The sequence below is a fragment of the Neglectibacter caecimuris genome (genome assembly GCF_034335015.1).
GTDB lineage: Bacteria > Bacillota > Clostridia > Oscillospirales > Acutalibacteraceae > Acutalibacter > Acutalibacter caecimuris_A.
The window spans coordinates 287,956-306,200 of the sequence record NZ_JAWXXK010000001.1; the positions used below are offsets into that span (position 1 = coordinate 287,956).

Annotated in this window: 15 protein-coding genes; 13 read left to right on the forward strand and 2 right to left on the reverse strand. The window is 52.2% G+C overall.

The features are described 5' to 3' along the window. Positions 1-5: 5 nt before the first annotated feature. The 3 genes from U8T64_RS01315 to U8T64_RS01325 all read left to right on the forward strand — a co-directional run bounded on the left by U8T64_RS01315 (position 6) and on the right by U8T64_RS01325 (position 4,442). A complete protein-coding gene (locus U8T64_RS01315) occupies positions 6-980 on the forward strand; it encodes a glycosyltransferase family 2 protein (RefSeq protein ID WP_322180181.1) in 975 nt (324 codons plus the stop codon). 501 nt (positions 981-1,481) lie between these two features. Further along, complete coding sequence (locus U8T64_RS01320) at positions 1,482-2,852, forward strand: TrpB-like pyridoxal phosphate-dependent enzyme (protein WP_322180183.1); 1,371 nt, start codon at positions 1,482-1,484, stop codon at positions 2,850-2,852. A gap of 294 nt (positions 2,853-3,146) precedes the next feature. Beyond that, positions 3,147-4,442, forward strand: coding sequence for a prolyl oligopeptidase family serine peptidase (locus U8T64_RS01325; RefSeq protein WP_322180185.1), 1,296 nt, complete (start codon positions 3,147-3,149; stop codon positions 4,440-4,442). 355 nt (positions 4,443-4,797) lie between these two features. On the opposite strand, the gene U8T64_RS01330 is transcribed toward U8T64_RS01325, so the two are convergent. Then, positions 4,798-5,466 (reverse strand): RICIN domain-containing protein, encoded by a 669-nt coding sequence (locus tag U8T64_RS01330; RefSeq protein WP_322180186.1) that lies wholly within the window; start codon positions 5,464-5,466, stop codon positions 4,798-4,800. 541 nt (positions 5,467-6,007) lie between these two features. Between U8T64_RS01330 and U8T64_RS01335 the strand changes: the two genes are divergently transcribed. The 10 genes from U8T64_RS01335 to U8T64_RS01380 all read left to right on the forward strand — a co-directional run bounded on the left by U8T64_RS01335 (position 6,008) and on the right by U8T64_RS01380 (position 16,690). Continuing rightward, on the forward strand, positions 6,008-8,500 hold the full coding sequence (locus U8T64_RS01335) for a cation-translocating P-type ATPase (RefSeq protein WP_322180188.1): 2,493 nt from the start codon (positions 6,008-6,010) through the stop codon (positions 8,498-8,500). A gap of 632 nt (positions 8,501-9,132) precedes the next feature. Then, a complete protein-coding gene (locus tag U8T64_RS01340; RefSeq protein WP_322180191.1) occupies positions 9,133-9,468 on the forward strand; it encodes a hypothetical protein in 336 nt (111 codons plus the stop codon). A gap of 19 nt (positions 9,469-9,487) precedes the next feature. Further along, on the forward strand, positions 9,488-9,712 hold the full coding sequence (locus tag U8T64_RS01345) for a hypothetical protein (protein WP_322180193.1): 225 nt from the start codon (positions 9,488-9,490) through the stop codon (positions 9,710-9,712). A gap of 32 nt (positions 9,713-9,744) precedes the next feature. Continuing rightward, the gene (locus U8T64_RS01350) at positions 9,745-10,194 is read left to right on the forward strand and encodes a hypothetical protein (protein ID WP_322180196.1); all 450 of its coding nucleotides are present in this window, start codon (positions 9,745-9,747) and stop codon (positions 10,192-10,194) included. Then, a complete protein-coding gene (locus U8T64_RS01355) occupies positions 10,163-13,060 on the forward strand; it encodes a polymorphic toxin type 50 domain-containing protein (RefSeq protein ID WP_322180198.1) in 2,898 nt (965 codons plus the stop codon). Before U8T64_RS01350 ends, U8T64_RS01355 begins: the two co-directional genes overlap by 32 nt. After that, entirely contained in the window at positions 13,060-13,266 is a 207-nt protein-coding gene (locus U8T64_RS01360; protein ID WP_322180200.1) for a hypothetical protein, read from the forward strand. Before U8T64_RS01355 ends, U8T64_RS01360 begins: the two co-directional genes overlap by 1 nt. A 215-nt stretch (positions 13,267-13,481) precedes the next feature. Further along, positions 13,482-13,670: a hypothetical protein gene (locus U8T64_RS01365; protein WP_322180202.1), complete on the forward strand. Its 189-nt coding sequence runs from the start codon at positions 13,482-13,484 to the stop codon at positions 13,668-13,670. A 381-nt stretch (positions 13,671-14,051) separates the two neighbouring features. Then, entirely contained in the window at positions 14,052-16,220 is a 2,169-nt protein-coding gene (locus U8T64_RS01370; RefSeq protein WP_322180204.1) for a polymorphic toxin type 50 domain-containing protein, read from the forward strand. Continuing rightward, positions 16,213-16,407 (forward strand): hypothetical protein, encoded by a 195-nt coding sequence (locus U8T64_RS01375; protein ID WP_322180206.1) that lies wholly within the window; start codon positions 16,213-16,215, stop codon positions 16,405-16,407. The genes U8T64_RS01370 and U8T64_RS01375 overlap by 8 nt, the downstream gene beginning before the upstream one ends. Before the next feature lie 109 nt (positions 16,408-16,516). Continuing rightward, positions 16,517-16,690 carry a hypothetical protein gene (locus U8T64_RS01380; protein WP_322180208.1) on the forward strand — a complete coding sequence of 58 codons (174 nt, stop codon included), beginning with the start codon at positions 16,517-16,519 and terminating at the stop codon, positions 16,688-16,690. Positions 16,691-16,954: 264 nt separating this feature from the next. On the opposite strand, the gene U8T64_RS01385 is transcribed toward U8T64_RS01380, so the two are convergent. Beyond that, positions 16,955-18,244, reverse strand: a complete 1,290-nt coding sequence (locus U8T64_RS01385; RefSeq protein WP_322180210.1) for a sensor histidine kinase — start codon at positions 18,242-18,244, stop codon at positions 16,955-16,957. Position 18,245: the final 1 nt, after the last annotated feature.

Sequence of the window (18,245 nt, forward strand, 5' to 3'; positions counted from 1 at the left end):
AGCATATGCTCCCAACTGTGTATTTTGTGATCCCCTGCTACAACGAAGAGGAGGTGCTGCCGGAAACCGTGCGGCGGCTGACGGACAAGCTCTATGCCATGCAAAGCGCCGGGCTTGCCGGAGAAAACAGCCGCATGCTGCTGGTGGACGATGGCAGCAAGGATAAAACCTGGGAGCTGATTTCCCGGTTTCACAAGGAAAACCCCGTGGTAGAGGGCGTAAAGCTTGCCCATAACCGGGGGCACCAAAACGCTCTGCTCTGCGGCCTGATGACCGCCATGGAGTCCTGTGACTGCGCCATCAGCCTGGACGCCGACCTGCAGGACGATATCGAGGTGCTGGACGAATTTGTAAAGAAGTATCTGGACGGCTGCGACGTGGTGTACGGCGTGCGAAACAAGCGGGAAACCGATACCTGGTTCAAGCGCACCACTGCCGAGGGCTTCTACAAGGTGATGAAGGGGCTGGGGGTAGACGTGGTGTTTAACCACGCGGATTACCGTCTGATGAGTAAACGGGCCCTGGAGGGCCTTTCGGAATACAGGGAAGTGAACCTGTTTCTCCGGGGCATGGTGCCGCTGATCGGCTACCGCAGCGATTATGTGTATTACGACCGCCACGAGCGCTTTGCCGGGGAATCCAAATATCCGCTGAAGAAAATGATCGCGCTGGCTTTAGACGGCATCACCAGCTTCAGCGTAAAGCCTCTGAAGCTCATTTCCAATCTGGGCATTCTCATTTCCATTCTCAGCGTGTTCGGGCTGCTGTACGCCCTGATCTCCTATTTTGCCGGCTGGGCGGTTTCCGGCTGGACGGCCATCGTCTGCTCCATCTGGCTGCTGGGCGGCCTGCAAATGCTCTGCCTGGGGGTAGTGGGCGGCTATATCGGAAAAATCTACAGCGAGGTCAAGGCCCGGCCTCGGTACCGGGTAGAGAAGCACCTGCAAAACCATTCCTCCAAAACACCGGAAGATAAGTAAAATCCTGTACATTTCCACAAATTTTGCAGGTTTCAACTAGTAAAATTTCATTTTCCACTTGACAAATAAAAGTCTCCGTGCTATAGTAACTGCAAATCAGAATGAGAGAACACCTGTGAGCAGGAGTAGTACCATTTCAAGTTCGTACCCAAAGAGAGTTGTGAAAAGGCGGCAGGCGCTGTCTTCGGTGAGATCACGGCGATACGGCGAAATGGGAATGGACCTGTGAGGGCCGACTGAGGCTGGGAGCTTTTCCCCGCGTTAGGAAGGACGGAGGCTGACCGTTACAGCAGCTAGCGTATTACTGTACGTGAATGGAGGCGCGCAAAAAACAAATTGCTTTTCGCAATTCTGTTTTCGGCGAATTTAGGTGGCACCGCAGATGTTTTTCAGCATTTGTCCTAAGAGTTTAGGACAAATGCTTTTTTGTATCTTGTCCTGAAAATACCCGGGAGAAGTGCTTTCGATATTCTGAAAATTTTTTGAAAGGAAAGAATCAACATGGCAGAGCAAAAGGTCCCCTACAAAATCTATCTGGACGAAAGCGAGATGCCCAAGGCATGGTACAACCTGCGGGCGGATATGAAGAACAAGCCCGCCCCTCTTCTGAACCCCGGCACCCATCAGCCCATGACCTTCGAGGAGCTGACCCCCGTTTTCTGTGACGACCTGGTACGCCAGGAGCTGGATAACGACACCCGGTTCTTTGAAATTCCGGAGGAGATCCGGCAGTTTTACAAAATGTACCGCCCCTCTCCCCTGGTGCGAGCCTATTTTCTGGAAAAGGCCCTGGGAACTCCGGCAAAGATCTATTACAAATTTGAGGGCAACAACACCTCCGGCTCTCACAAGCTGAATTCCGCCATCGCCCAGGCCTATTACGCCAAAAAGCAGGGCCTCACAGGCGTGACCACCGAAACCGGGGCCGGGCAGTGGGGTACCGCCCTTTCCATGGCCTGCTCCTATTTTGACCTGGACTGCAAGGTATTCATGGTAAAGGTTTCCTATGAGCAAAAGCCCTTCCGCCGGGAGGTAATGCGCACCTACGGCGCCTCTGTTACTCCTTCTCCTTCCGAAGCCACCCAGGTAGGCAGAAAAATTCTGGAGGCTCACCCCGGCACCACCGGAAGCCTGGGCTGCGCCATTTCCGAGGCGGTAGAGGTGGCCACCTCCACCCCCGGTTATCGCTATGTGCTGGGCTCCGTGCTGAACCAGGTGCTGCTTCATCAATCCGTGATCGGTCTGGAAACCAAGGCCGCACTGGATAAATACGGCATTAAACCCGATGTCATTATCGGCTGCGCGGGCGGCGGCTCTAACTTGGGAGGCTTGATTTCCCCCTTCATGGGAGAAAAGATCCAAGGTAAGGCAGACTACCGTTTTATTGCCGTGGAACCCGCTTCCTGTCCCTCCTTCACCAGAGGAAAATACGCCTATGATTTCTGCGATACCGGCATGGTTTGCCCCCTGGCGAAGATGTATACCCTGGGCTCGAATTTCATTCCCTCCGCCAACCACGCCGGCGGCCTGCGGTATCACGGCATGAGCTCTGTGCTGTCCCAGCTCTATGACGATGGCCTGATGGAGGCCACCTCCGTAGAGCAGACCTCCGTGTTTGAAGCGGCAAAACTCTTTGTCAGAGTGGAGGGCACCCTGCCCGCCCCCGAGTCCAGCCACGCCATCCGCGCCGCCATCGATGAGGCTCTGAAATGCAAGGAAACCGGAGAAGAAAAAACCATTGTCTTCGGCCTCACCGGCACCGGCTACTTCGATATGACCGCCTACGAGAAATTTAACGACGGCAAAATGACAGACACCATTCCCACCGATGAAGAGCTGGCTCAAAGCCTTGCTTCCCTGCCGAAAATCTGAAAAATGGGCAAAGCCGTTTTATGAGTGCGGCTTTCGGGCCGCTGGCTGTCAGGCATCAGTTGTTTAGAAAAGCGCTTTCCCAACAGCCAGCCAGACGGCGGACAATCTGCATGATAAAATCCAATTTATCCATCCTTCCGGACGAAAAAGCGCTCTCATGATACGAGGGCGCTTTTTTGCGTACACAGCACTGTCACTGTCCGGCTCTCTTGACAACCCGGCCTTCTGACAGTATGATTTTCTTAAAAATACGCGGGACAGTTCGTTCTGTCCCTCCGCAGTGAAAGGAAGGTCATGGTTATGTCGCAAGGCTATTACACACTTACCCGGGTCACAGATTTCGGCCCCTACGTTACAAAGCTGATCCTGCCTGTTCCAGAGCCTGTTCCGGCGGAAGCCGTTTCTCCGGAAAGCTTTTCCGTTTACGTGGAGCGTTTGGACGAAAGGGGGGAAGTCCTTCTGCTTCCCAAAACCTGGATGGCTTTGGACGATCGGGAGCCCAGCCGCGGCTATGTTTCGGTTCTTGCCGCTTATCCTGCCGATGAGGCCGGGCAGCCTGTGGAAGCCGGGAATTTTCTTGCTCTGGAGCTGGAATACGGCCCGCTTTCCCCACTCTCCTCCATGGTTTCCGCGCCGGAGGGCATGAATGTTTTTATCAAGCCCCGCTACTGCGTTACCCAAACCAGGCCCATTCAGGGAAAGCATAGCGTTCTTACCGGTCTGTGCTATGATTTTTCCCTGGGGAACCGCATGCCGGAGGCCGAGGGCTTCCGCCACGGCGTTTCTACCTATCAGGAGCCCCTACGGTACGGCTATTTCGTTCCCCAGGAAAAATCCTCCGGCCCTCGCCCACTGCTGATCTGGCTGCACGGCGCGGGAGAAGGCGGCGCCGATCCCACGGTGGCCTATGCGGCGAACAAGGTGACAAACCTTGCTTCCCCCGCGATCCAGCAGCTTTTCGGCGGCGCTTACCTTCTTGTTCCCCAAACCGGAACCTTCTGGATGAACGACGGCACCGGGGAATACGGGCGCACGGGGAAAAGCATTTACGGGAAGGCGCTGAAGGCGCTGATCGATGAATTTCTGGAAAGGAACCCCGGTATCGACCGAGGCCGGATCTACGTGGGCGGCGATTCCAACGGCGGCTTTATGACCATGCGGATGATCCTGGATTATCCCGATTTCTTTGCGGCGGCCTTCCCTGTCTGCGAGGCGTTGTATGATGAAACCATCACGGAGGAACAGCTTTTGGGGATTCGAGATCTGCCTATCTGGTTTACCCACGCCAAAAACGACCCGGTGGTAAAGCCGGAGGAAACGGTGGTGCCCACCTACCGGCGCCTTCTTGCCGCCGGGGCAAAAAACGTCCACTTCACTTTTTGGGATTCCATTAAGGATATCCACGAGGGCTTCCGGGATCAGGAAGGAAACCCCTTTGAATACATGGGCCATTTCGCCTGGATCCCCCTGCTAAACAACGACTGCCGCCTGGACTATGACGGGAAGCCGGTAACAGTAGACGGAAAAGATGTCTCGCTGCTGGAATGGCTGGCGCTTCAGAAAAAGGGCGTAAGGGCAATGAGAAGTTAGGAATGAGCGGCGAGCCGCCGCAGGCACTCGTGAAGCTACTAAGTGCGGAAGAACAGTTTCTGACCCGACCATCAGTGAGCGGATAAATTGGAATTGGCGGCGAGCCGCTTACTCTCTGCCTGTCATTCTGAACGAAGTGAAGAATCTCGCCCTTTGCCCTTTTTCCGGAATGAAAGACGAAATTCTTCGTCACTTCGTGCCTCAGAATGACAAATAGAAAAGTGTGCGCTAAACTATAACGTCCCGCCCTCGCCCTTCATTGCTAATTGCTCATTGCCCCTTTCTCAGCGGCTTTTGCCCGACAAATTTACAGCCCGGCGCAGTAATGCGCCGGGCTGCTGGTTTTATTGCCGGTTTATTTCTTTCCCGTTTCCTTTGCGGCGGGCTTTTTGGGGGCCGCTTTCGCCTTTGATACGGTCTTTACAGCGGGGGCGGCTTTCTTTTCTGCCTTCGGCTCCGCTTTTTTTTCTACCTTGCTCTCCGCTTTCTTCGGCGCGGCCTTTGCGGGGGCTGCGGCGGCGAGAGCCTTTTTCTCAGCGGGCTTCTTTGCCGCTGTCTTCGGAGCGGCTTTTTTCACGGCTTTGGGGGCGGTCTTTTCCGGGGCCGCAAGCTTCCACTGCTGGCCGTCGCCGTTTACGTCCTCCCAAAGCTGCGCGGGGGCGCCATTCTCATCGCTCATATCCACAATATCCAGCACCTTGCCGGAACGGACGTTCAGAAGCTTTTTATAGGTGGGAGTCACGGAAATGATCTGCCACACCTGGCTTTCGCCGCCCACATCTTCCCAGGTCTGCGCCCAGGTTCCGTTTTCTGTGCCTTCCGCCATAACGTCCAGTACCTTGCCGCTTGCTTTGTTCACAAACTTCACTGTGCCATTTGCCTCCACCGCGCTCCAAAGCTGCGCATCGCTTCCGGTGGGAGCCGCTTGCTCCACCACCAGGCCGTTATCCAGGCCCGTGGCCTGCAAAGCTTTTTTACTTCTGCGATTGACGATCATAAATTCTTCTGCCTTTTTCGCTGCCATAGTCCGACCATCCTTTCCATTGTCAAAAGCTGGAAAATCCTTTATTAACAGCTTATAGTATAATCCTACCGGACGCGTCTGTCAAGAAAACTATCTTCCGCCCTGCAAAAAGCGGTATTTTTCAAAAGTGTAAGCAAACTGAAAGGAAAACCCCTTGGAAAACAATCCCGGTTGGTATATACTAAAAGGGATCACTGAAATGAGCGTGTCGAAAAATCTTTTCGCCCCGCTCAAACCTGTTGGAAAAATCGTAGATTTTCCCAACAGGTTCTGATTGAAATGCGAGAGAGGGTTCTCGCCTGTCGGCTTGGGTGCTGTGCCCCAGTGGGGCACGTCCAGCACCGACCGAGTTGACAAACGAGAACGGCGCTTGGCGGTCTCCACCGGAGACCAGCGCCCCTGATGGTCCCTAGAAGCTACAAGGCAGCTTTTTCACACTCTTCCCCCTTCCGTTTCTTACGGTTAGAGGGTTTATCGACAGTCCGTGAAATCATACGATCACTTTCCCAAAAAAATTCTGCTTTTCGAGGAGGGAACTGTTTTGCCGAAAAGAAAAACAGGAAAACGGGATCAGCCCGGCCCCAGGCAGCACACAGACCGTACCCGCACCGCCGAGCGGTTCCACCCGGACCCGGAGGAGGGCCTTTCCGCCCAGCAGGTGGAAAAGCGGATCCGGGAAGGCCTGCACAATGGGGATTCCGGCATGAAAACCAAAACCGAAGGGCAGATCATTCGGGAAAATGTATTTACCTTTTTTAACCTTTTGAACTTTGCCCTGGCCGCCGCCGTGATCCTGGTGGGCTCGCCCCGGAACGCCCTGTTTCTGGGGGTGATCCTCTCCAATATCGTCATCGGTTCCTTTCAGGGGATCCGCGCCAAGCACACCATTGACAAACTTTCTCTCATCTCCTCTCCCAAGGCGAGAGTTGTGCGGGACGGCAGGCAGAAAAACATTCAGGTGGAGGAGCTGGTGCTGGACGATATCATGCTGCTTTCCGCCGGAAATCAGATCTGCTCCGACGCCGTTGTGACCGGCGGAGAATGCGAGGTCAACGAATCTCTGATCACCGGAGAATCCGACCCCGTTCTCAAGCAGCCAGGAGATTCCCTGCTTTCCGGCAGCTTCATCGTCAGCGGCGGCTGTTCCGCCCAGGTGGAGCATGTGGGCGCGGATAACTACGCCAGCCGCATTGCCGGAGACGCGAAATACATCAAAAAGCGGAATTCCGAAATCATGGATTCCATTGATATCATTGTAAAAATGATCGGCTTTGCCATTGTTCCCATTGGCGCTCTGCTGTTCTGGAAGCAGTATTTTGTGCTGGGCGATACCGTGCAAAACGCGGTGGTGAGCACCACCGCCGCCGTGGTGGGTATGATCCCGGAGGGGCTGGTGCTTCTCATCAGCCTGGCCTTTGCCGTAAGCGTGCTGAAGCTTTCCTCCCGGAAGACTCTGGTGCAGGATATGTACTGTATTGAGACCCTGGCCCGGGTAGACACCCTGTGCCTGGATAAAACCGGCACCATTACCGAGGGCACCATGCAGGTGGATTCCCTGCTTCCCTTTGAGGGAATCTCCGAAGAGGATATGGCCGCCGCCCTGACCGCCCTGGTATGTAACCTTTCCGATGAAAACCCCACCTTTCTTGCCTTAAAGGATAGATTTTCTCAGCAAAGCCCCTGGCATGCCACGGAGCTTGTGCCCTTCTCCTCCGCCAGAAAATGGAGCGGCGCCTTTTTCCCCGGCAAGGGAACCTATGTCATGGGCGCGGGTGAATTTATTCTGGGCGAGGATTTCAGCGCCATTCAGGAGCAGGTAGAGGAATACTCGCAAAAAGGCCAGCGGGTCCTGCTGCTCGCCCATTCCCAGGAGGGCTTTTCCGGCAAGGAGCTGCCGGAGATCATAGAACCCATGGGCCTGGTGCTCATCAGTGATAAAATTCGCCGGGAGGCCGCCCGCACCCTCCGCTATTTTGCCGACCAGGGCGTTGACCTTAAGGTGATTTCCGGCGATAACGCCGTTACGGTGGCGAATATTGCCCGGAAGGCGGGGCTGGAAAACGCGGACCGTTTTGTGGACGCCACCACCCTGGAAACAGAGGAGGATATTCGGGACGCGGTAAACCGCTACTGTGTATTCGGGCGGGTGACCCCCCAGCAGAAGCTGGCCTTTGTGAAGGCCCTGAAGGCGGATGGCCACACCGTGGCCATGACGGGAGACGGCGTAAACGACGTACTGGCCTTAAAGGAAGCCGATTGCTCCATTGCCATGGCCTCCGGCAGCGACGCCGCCCGCACCGTATCGAATCTGGTGCTTCTGGATTCCAACTTTGCCTCCATGCCTCTGGTGGTGCAGGAGGGCCGCCGCTCCATCAACAATTTGCAGCGCTCCAGCTCTCTGTTCCTGGTGAAAACCATTTTTTCCGCGCTCATCGGCGTGCTGTTTATCTTCTTGAATTATTCTTACCCCTTCGAGCCGATCCAGCAGACCCTCATCAGCTCCCTGACCATTGGCGTTCCCTCCTTTCTCCTGGCGCTGGAGCCCAACAAGGACAGGCTGCGGGGAAAATTCATTTTCAATGTGTTCAAAATGTGCGTGCCCGCAGCCCTGACCATGACGGCCAATATTCTGGCTCTTTGCGCCTTAAGCGGCCCGCTGGGGCTCACCGGCCCGGAAATGTCTACTTTGGCGGTGATCGTCACCTCCCTTTCCGGGTTTATCATGCTCTTTAAGGTCTGCACGCCCTTTAACGGCCTGCGCAGCGTCCTCTTCGGAGGCCTGCTTTCCGCTTTTCTGGCGGCGCTGTTGTTCTTCCGGGACTTTTTCTCCCTGACCACCCCCACCCTGCCCATGCTCATCGCGCTGGTCCCCCTGCTCTCCCTTTCTATCGTGCTGATGCTGGCGCTGCTCCACCTGGTAGACCATGTGATCGCCAATTCTCAAAGCCCACTTTATCCCTTCCGAAACCGGGGCAAAAAGAACCGGCGGAAAAAGACGGGCAATTCTTCCCATTCCCGGCACGCCACCCGTTAAAAACGCTGTCTCACAGCCGGCGGCGAGGCGCCGCAGCCACTCGTGAAGCTGCTAATTGCAGAAGGACCATTTTGAACCTGACCGCAGGATAGCTGCTAAATTATAGCTTAGTGTATTAGTTGTTAGAGAAGGGTAAGTCCCTCTTTTGTCATTGCTGAGCAAAGAGTCAAAGAACGAGATCCTTCACTTCGTTCAGAATGACAGAAGAGAGGCAAGTGGGTAATCGCTAAATTTCAATTTAGCAGATAGTCCCCCCCTTTTTGTTCAGAATAACAATGGAAGATTCTATTGCCCTTTCTAACAACTAACTACTCACGACTAACCACTTACAAACCATGGCCTTGCCCTTCTTAATTGCTAATTCCCCATTCCTAATTGCTCATTGTATCCCCACCCTTCGTCCAGTATCCAGTATCTAAAAAGGTGCGTTGCAGTTTTCTTTCTGCAACGCGCCTTTTTTGCGCTTTTGCCACAAAATGGATAAGTTTCTCTTAACATATAAGAAAAAACGGAAAATCCCTCTTGACATTCTTAGAATATAAGCATATACTAAAAACATCTTAGTTACTAAGATGTTTGCTTCGTATTTGGAAGAAACTCGGAAAACGAAGCATCGGAAGGGTGGGAATCAGGTGATCTGTCCGGTATGCGGAGAAAGGGCTTCGGAGCTGAAAAGCTTCGGGTATCAGGCGCTGTGCGAGGACTGTTTTTCAGTTTTCTGCCGGGAGGAAAAAACAGTGGAGCGGCATTTGCCGGGGTTTTTGCAAAGCAGGCTTGCGGAGTTTCTGCCCTGGATGCTTCAGGGCGATCTCATCGGCGAGGACTACCGGCTGGCGGGAATGGGATATACCTACCGCCTTTGGAAAAAGGACCACCCGGAGCTGGCAAGGGACGCGGAGCGGGATTTTACACGTTCTCTGCCGGGAGAGTGGGAGGAGTATGTCGGTCTGAACCAAAATTTATTGTAACGGAAAGGACAGTGCAAAAATGAAGCATGAAATTTGGGAGAGCTTTGATTATCAAAGCATGGCAAGGGAACTCGAACGGGAGATTGCCTCCATCGAGGCGCGGATCGCCGTGCTTCGGTCGGAGAGCGAGGAAGAAATAAACGCTGCGTCCAGACTGTATCTGCTGGAGGACGAGCTGAGCCAGCTGCACATTACCAGAAAGCTGCTGCTGAAAAAAGCCCGGCGAAGAAGTATGGGCCTGTAAGCTGGAACAGGGCCGAAAAAGGAGGAAAGCACATGACAAAAGAGCTGCTGGAACAGTATCCCGATCTCTGCGCGGAGATCAAAGAAGTGGAGGAGCAGATGCGCTGGGGCATTGCGGCAACCGTTTCGGAAAGCAGAACGGAATACCCCTATACCCAGCACGCCTCCTGCGTGCGGGGCGTGCCCCCGGAGCTTTCCCGGCGGCGGGAGGAGCTGCAAAGAAAGAAAGCGGAGATCGAAGCGTTCGTGGCAAGCCTTCCCAACAGCTCCCTGCGCAGGGTAGTGACCTACCGGGCCTTTCAGGGCATGAAGTGGTCCACCGTGGCGGCAAAAATGGGAAGCCGCTACTCTGAACGCATGGTGAAATACCTGTACTACCAGGCGGTAAAATACCGCCCCTGGAGCTGGGAGGAAGAAAAAACAGAAATAGAAACAGAAAGGGAGGGATCAAATGGCGCGGATCAGCACGGACGGGAAGCATAGAGAGAATACGGCGGATCCGAGGTGGAAGGACAAAATGCTGGCAAAGGAGGAAGGAAAGAAAAATGTAGACGCGATCCAGTTCGCCGGGGAAATGTACCATCACGAGGGGTCGGGGCCCACCACGGAGGAGCTGAACAAGGCGGCGGCCAGAGGCAGCAGCCTGACCCAGAAAAAAGAGCAGGCGGAGAAGGACCTTACCTACACCAAAAAGTACAAAGACGCGAAGTGGGACATGGTGGAATCCACAGAGCAAAGCCTTTTGAACTTTTACGCGGAATTGGGGCTGGAGGAGGACTACAGAAAGCTGGAAGAAATGAAAGCGGAATTTGAAAGGAACCCCAGCTCCCAGCTGGCCCAGGAGCATGACGCGCTGGTGGACAGCGTTCGCCAAAAGGAACAAAAGCTGAAGGTGTACGAAAAATCATATCAGGATACGGTGGATTCCTATAACGCCCTGGGCCAGCAGGGTCAGAACCAGTGGGAAGCCTATCAGGAAATCTGGGACGAATGGGACAAGGACCGGCGCGTCACCCATTACATGATGGACGACTATCAGGAAAACAACTGGGACCTTTTATCCGAAGAAGCCAAAGCCGCGCTGCAGGGCCATGATAACGATCAGAACGAAGACTTTCAAAGCTCCATCGACTGGATCGACGGAAGGTTTCTCGAGATCGACAGTGAAATAGAGAATGTCCAAAAAATCCACGATGAGAAGCTGATGTATTATCGGGAGTATTATGACGAGCATGGCGAGTACCCGAAGTCCTACCCGGAGATCGAAGCCGAATTGAACAGCTACCAGGAAAGGATCGATGGGCTGGAGGCGGAAAAAAAGCAGCGCCAGCAGACGCAGAAGAATGAAACCAACGAGCTGAATTTCCGCCGGCAGTACGTCGGCCTGAAATACAACGATGATTTTCAGGAGTACGCAAGCTACGCGCCGGCAGAACAGGGAGCCTTTTCCATAGTAAGCGATACGGGAGATACTTATCGTAGAATCAACAACGTTCCTGTAGCGCGGGGGATTTTTGACAAATGGGATACCAGCAAAGACCACCTGAAGGAAATGAAGCCGGACGAGATCGATATCTTCAATTATCTCTATCAAAAACAAGGAGAGGAGAAAGCCCAAAAATACATAGAGGATATCACCCCCGTGCTGTACCGGCGGCAGAGAGAAAGCAAAGAAAAAGAAATCACGGACTTCGCGGAGGAAAGCTGGGGGAACAGCGCGTTGGCGTCCGTTAACAGTATCCTGACAAAGCCCCTGGAGGGGTTCAGCTACCTGGGCCAGGGGATCGATTATCTGATGGACGGTGAGATCGACGAGAACGCGCCGTACAACGCCTTTGTGTATGAGAACCAGGCAGCCCGAAGCGCGGTGAGCAAGAAGATCGAAAAGCAGTGGGGAGAAGCGGGAAGCTTTCTGTACCAGCTGGGTATGGGACTGGGGGATTTTGTTTACACGCTGGCCCTGTCTCATGGGCTTGCGGCGGGAGCGGGAGCCGCAGGCCTTTCAACGGGAGCAGTGGCGAAAACCGCCTCCCGAATCTCCCTGGCTATTATGAGCACGGAAGCCGCGGCGGAAACGGTGCTGGACGCGAAGGACCGGGGACTGGAAGACGGAGACGCCTTCTGGCTGGGAACCATAGCGGGAGCCACAGAACTGGTAACGGAAAAGGTGAGTATCGATAAGCTGCTGGATAAGGTGGGTATGGGGAAAAACGCGGTGACGTACCTGCTGAAAAACGCCCTGGCAGAAGGCAGTGAGGAAATAACCGGCAACGCGGTAAACTGGCTGGCCGATGTGATGATCTCCCAGGATAAATCCGAATGGGAGGAAACGTTGCTGTACTATAGGGCCCTGGGCTTTTCCGAAGACGAGGCCTTCCTGGCCGCCATGAAGGAGCAGGGCAAGCAACTGCTGAAGGACGGCGCGGCGGGAGCCATTACCGGCACCATCACGGCAGGCGGCAGACTGGCGGGAAGCAAGATCCAAGATGGAATCCAGAACTACAGAAACTACAAGGGGGCGGTGCAGAATGGGAGAATTTACCACGATCTGAACAATATGACCAAGGGCGAGCTTGCTCGGTCTCTGGGTAATATGAATGTGGAGCAGTCATACCGTTCCATGTCCCCGGAGGCGATCCTGGAAGCCTCCGGTCTGAAACCCCAGCAAGCTCAATATTTGCTGGAAAACACCGCGTATTCACCGGAAAGCCGAGCAGCGCGGCCCTCGGCGGATCAGGTCTACTCCATGCTGAGAGCTTCCGGCCTGAACCACCAGGAGACCCAGGCTTTGATGAAGAGCAAGGGGTATTCGATGGAAGAAAGAAATAAAATTTACTCAACACCTTTGGAAAAAGGCAATAATATGTCTGGCGAGGATTCTGCAGCGTTTATGAAAAAGGAAGAGCATACGGAAACTCTTGATCCTTCAGAACCTATGGAATTAGTGACGCAAGCAAACCAGAATTTCACAGCACTTGAAAAAGATCAGCAAGAAGCTTATAATAAATTTGCTGAGGAAATTCATGATTTAATACGTTTAGAATATCCTCTGGAAGTGCATAAAGACAAGCAGGGAAAACATGTTCGCGGTTCTTTCAATTTTGACCCTACTCGAGGTGAATTAACAGCAGATCCTAAAGAACTAATTCAACTTTATGCTGGGAAAGGAAAGCCACGCCAGACGAACAAAGGGGAATGGTGCCAAAAAGAATATTTTGTACATACTTCCGTGATTGGAATTTACAAAAATCTGGATGGTGATGCAATGCCTACTACAGCAGGAATGATTCACTATTCAAAAAAAGGAGTACATATTGTACCGGCAAAACCAATTGAAGGAGATAAGTAATGTTAAATATAAAAAAATATTCCTATTTACTAGATAAAAACATAAGAATTATCTGTAATAACAGACAAACTTTTATTGGGAAATGGATAGATTGGACAAGTGCACAAGACAATGAGCCAGATCCGGAATCTATTACCATTGAAAAGCCTTGGGGCGCACAAATTGAAATTTTTGTTAGGGACATAAGCGATATTATCTCTGCCTAATTAAAGAACAATAAACTAAAAGAATATTCCTAACTACCCATCGGAATATCCTATTGGAGATTGGAGGGATGAATTCAGGGCCAGCTATTAGGCGACGATAAAAGCTCCAGAACTTACAGCGGAGGATCGTGCCCTTTTGATGATAGATGCATATGATCGGGCACGGGAGGCAGGCAAAATGATGGAATATGATGAAACAGCAAGGAGGATCATTTATGGATATTAAACGTACAAATTATACAGAAGAAGAATGGACAGCTTTGCATCAAAAAGAACGGAATCCCCAAGATAAGGTAATCTGCCCTCGTTGTGGCAAAGAGCTCACCTATCGTTCGGTGGGGAATTCGTATGAGGTCAAGTGTCCCACACCCGGCTGTATTTACGATGCGGTTTGCGGTCTGTAAAATCAGATACAACTCCAAAAATCAGATACAACTCCATAAGATAGTTAAATTAGTGAAGCCAGCAGCATACCTGAAAGGTGTACTGCTGGTTTTCTATTTTTAAGAACCATAGCAGGAGCCACAGAGCTGGTAACGGAAAAGGTGAGTATCGAAAAGCTGCTGGATAAGGTGGGTATGGGAAAAAACGCGCTGACGTATCTCCTGAAAAACGCCCTGGCAGAAGGCAGCGAGGAAATAACCGGCGACGCGGTAAACTGGCTGGCCGATGTGATGATCTCCCAGGATAAATCGGAGTGGCAGGAAACGCTGTTTCATTACCAAGTCATGGGCTTTTCCGAAGACGAGGCCTTCCTGGCCGCCATGAAGGAGCAGGGCAGGAAAATGCTGAAGGACGGCGCGGCGGGAGCCATTACCGGCACCATCACAGCAGGCGGCAGACTGGCGGGAAGCAAGATCCAAGATGGAATCCAGAACTACAGAAACTACAAGGGGGCGGTGCAGAATGGGAGAATTTACCACGATCTGAACAATATGACCAAGGGCGACCTGGCCAGAAGCCTCGGCTATATGGATATTGAGCAGGAGTACAAAACCTCTCTGCCGGTAGCGCTGGAAGCGGAAAGCCGGAGCGGCAGTGAAATCCGCTCGCTGCTGGAAGCAAACGGGTATTCTCTGGAAGGTGAGTTTGGAGACAGGAATACAGATATTTCCTTAAGAGAAAGTAAGGCACAGCATTCTATTCAAACACTACCCGATGGGAAAAAGTATGTTAAAGCAGACCGGCAAGTGATTTCCGGGAATAATCCCCAAAAGTGGGCGGGACAAATCACCAATTATATCAATCAGCAAATCAGAAAAGGAAAAAATGTTATGCTGGTTACTGATAATGATGATTTACTGCAAATTACGCAAAATACTGCCGGCAAGGCACAATTTCGCAATTTGGTTCTCCAACCAAGTGGGTTCTATCAACCAATGACAGATGATCAATATGCTGTAAAGCTGCGTGCAGAAGGACATATAGATGAACTGGCACAGATTTCTTCCAGAGGAAACAAGATAGTTCCTGACGGCGATGGAAAACATAAAGCAATGGCGTCCAATGGTTGGAATTACCGAACTGCCTATTTCGAAGATGCAGATGGAAAATATTATCAACTAACGATTTCTACTGCGCTGGGGAAAAACGGCAATACCGTTTACAATATTGCAAAAATAAAGGAAAGAACTCCTGCTGGAGGGGAGTCTAAAGTAAAAACTTCAGGGGCTCTTCCCTTTAGGGGCTCTTCTGCCGAAAACGGCGGCGCTCAAGTCCAGTTCAGGAGTTCCAATGCCAGTATACCCATTTCCACTGAAAAAGTCAACGGCAGCGGCATGAATTTGGATCAAAGCATTCGTTTATACGGTGTAGACCCGCAAAAAGCGGCGCTTGTGACCCGGCTGGCAAATGACACCGGAGCGAAGGTGCTCTTCGATGGAACGCTGACGGAAGAATGTGAAGGGTATGAAAAGGACGGCGTGATCTACCTGAACCCCAATGCAAACAATATCAAGGCCATATTCAGTCATGAGCTGACTCATGTTCTGGAGAGAACGGATTCCTACCAAACCTTGCGGAATATGGTGCTGAGCCAGTACGGGAACAATACCGCCCTGCAAAACGCGCTGGACGCGAAACGGAAGAACTATCAGGCGCACGGCGTGGAGTTGACCAGAGCGGAAGCGGCTCAGGAGCTGGTGGCGGAATTCGCGGGCGAAAGGCTGTTTACGGATATCAGCGCGATCCGGCGCTTGGCAAGCTACGACCTGAACCTGGCGGGAAAAATCGGCAGCGCCATTTCCCGCATGGCGTCAAAGGCAACGGGAAACCCGGAAAAGAGCTTCCTGAGAAACGCGGAGCACATGTACACACAGGCCATTCGGGAAAACTCGGCGTTAAGCCCCACAGAAGCCAGGTTCCTGCTGGAGAGTAATGGGTATTCTGTCAAGGATTCCCCTCAGCTTCCGAGCTTGCTTAGAGACGGTGAAGGGGGACAGCTGCAAAGAGATGAAGTGGGAAGAAAGCCGTTTGAATTATTTGCGGACACGACTGAAGATGCTTTGAATAGTGAGACGAATTCTGGAGGCAAGCAGACCGATCTATTAGTTGATACGCCATTGACAGAGGAAGAAAATCAGCGTATCATACGAAACAGAGTAGAAAATGGTGAGTATTCTTTACGTCATTCCCACCAACATTACTTAAAGCATGTAGAAGGAACTCCACAATATAACAATTACTTGCGAACACAGCTTGAAAAAGGTGCGTCCCCTCCTAGCAAACTGACAATTACAGAAGCAGAGGCAGAAGCGATTATTAAAAAATATTACGGTACCGGTACATCTAGAAAATCAAAAGGCAAAGTTGGGAATGTTGAGTTTATAACAGTGGATAAAGTGGTGGGTGTATATTATGAAAACGGCTCATGGCATGAAACAAAACGTGTAGCAATTCATTACGGAAGCAACGCAAGCCACATTGTTCCAGTAAAGGAGAAGTATCATGATTAATATTTGGAAGTACGAAAACAAGAAAGTCAAACTGACAGATACTGATGGAAAAGACCATATTGGATATGTGGCCTTAGTTTCTGAAGCAGAGGACACAGGAGATCCAGAAGACAACCTTACTCTTTATATCAATGGAGAGTATTACGGATTTCTTCAAAGCGAAATAGCAGAAATAGAAGAGCTATAAGCCAAAACAGAGTGTTTCCTCATATTTGAAAAATTTCAAAAAAGCCGGGTAGTTTGTCATATGACAGACTGCCCGACTTTTTTGTTATGTGGAGAAAAGTGCAAGCTAATTGACCTACCTGCTGAAAAATGCCCTGGCGGAGGGCAGCGAGGAAATAACCAGTGACGCGGTAAACTGGCTGGCCGATGTGATGATCTCCCAGGATAAATCGGAGTGGCAGGAAACCCTGTTTCATTACCAAGTCATGGGCTTTTCCGAGGACGAGGCCTTCCTGGCGGCGTGATTTACCTGAATCCCGCTCGGATAATGGAAATTTTGTGTGTAGTTACAGGGCTGGACATCAAGAAAGGTTGAACGCCCCACAGACTTTACATGCTGTAGATAATAATGGAAAAAATTCCATTATAAACGCCCAACCTTTCAACACTAATATGCCCAACACTTCTGGAAAAGTCAACGGAATATGGCCCTGGATCAAAGTGGGGCTTTACATCATATAGGCTCGCAGAAAGCGCAGCTGGCGGCCCGGCTTTTTTTCGGGCAGCGATCATGTGCTCCTGTCTGATCTGCCACGGTCTCTGTCCGGCTTCACGCCGGGCAAGGTCACAAAAAAGGTATTTTTCTTTTCCCCGCTTTCCGCCCAGATCTTTCCTTTATGGAGGGCCGCAAGCTGCCGGGCGATGGCGAGGCCCAGGCCGTGGCCTTCTCCGTGGCGGGAGGGGTCTCCCCGGTAGAAGCGTTCAAAAATTCGGGGAAGCTCCTCCGGGGGAATGGGCGTTCCCTCATTGGAAACGGACAGCCTGGCGGTTTTGCCAACAGCTCTCAGCTCTACCTGAATTTTTCCGCTAGGGGAAGCGTATTGCAGGGCATTTTCCAACAGGATCCCGCACAGCTGAGAAAGCCCGGCGGCGTTTCCCGGTAAAAGCAGCCCCGGCTCTATTTTCTGGGAAAGCTCATGGCCGCTTTCAAAGGCGGCGGGCTCAAAAGAAAGAACGCTGTCCGTTACCAAATAGGAAAGGTCCACCTGCTCCATAACAGGAGCATGGGCGCTGTCCTCCGAACGGGCCAGAGTGAGCAGCTCCTGGGTCAGCCCTTTCATACGCTGGGCCTCCGCCAGAATATTGTTTGCCCAGCGGGCAGGATCCTCTTCCGGGTGAGAAACGATCATCTCCGCGTTGGAAAGGATCACGGTAAGGGGAGTTTTCAGCTCGTGGGAGGCGTCCCCTACAAACTGCTTTTGCTGATTCCAGGCGTTTTCCACCGGACGCACCGCCCAGCGGGCCAAAAGAATGCTGGCGCAGAAAAAGATCAGCAGAGTCAAAGCGCCTATCAGAAATGAATTTTTCAGCAGCTCCGCAAGACTGTTGTATTCTGCTGTGCTGTCCGCAAAGGCAATGATCGTTCCGTTGGCCCCCGTTCTTTTGGCATAGCGAAGCCGACGGGCGGAAAGCGCGCCGGAGGGCTCTTCCCGTAAAGCGACTTCCCGGGCAAGCTCTTTGAGCTCTGCCGTGTCAAGATCGCTCAGTAAAATTTCCGCCCGGTTTCCCAAATTCACCGTGCCGTTTTTCTCCACCAGCACGGTAAAACAGGGAAAACGGATCTTCACTTCATTGGGGTTCTTTCCTTCCGGAGGAAGCTCGTCCCTGTTTTTATTCTCTTCCTTCCAGCCGCCTCCCTGCCACACGCGGCGATTCAGCTCCCGTTCCAGCATTTCCTCACTTTGGCGGCGCATGCCGGTTTCCGTGGAAATCACCAGCACGGCGAATACGGCTAGCAAGATCACTGCCGCCACCCCCATCACCACCGCCACAAATTTCCTGCGCAGCTTTTTGAGCACC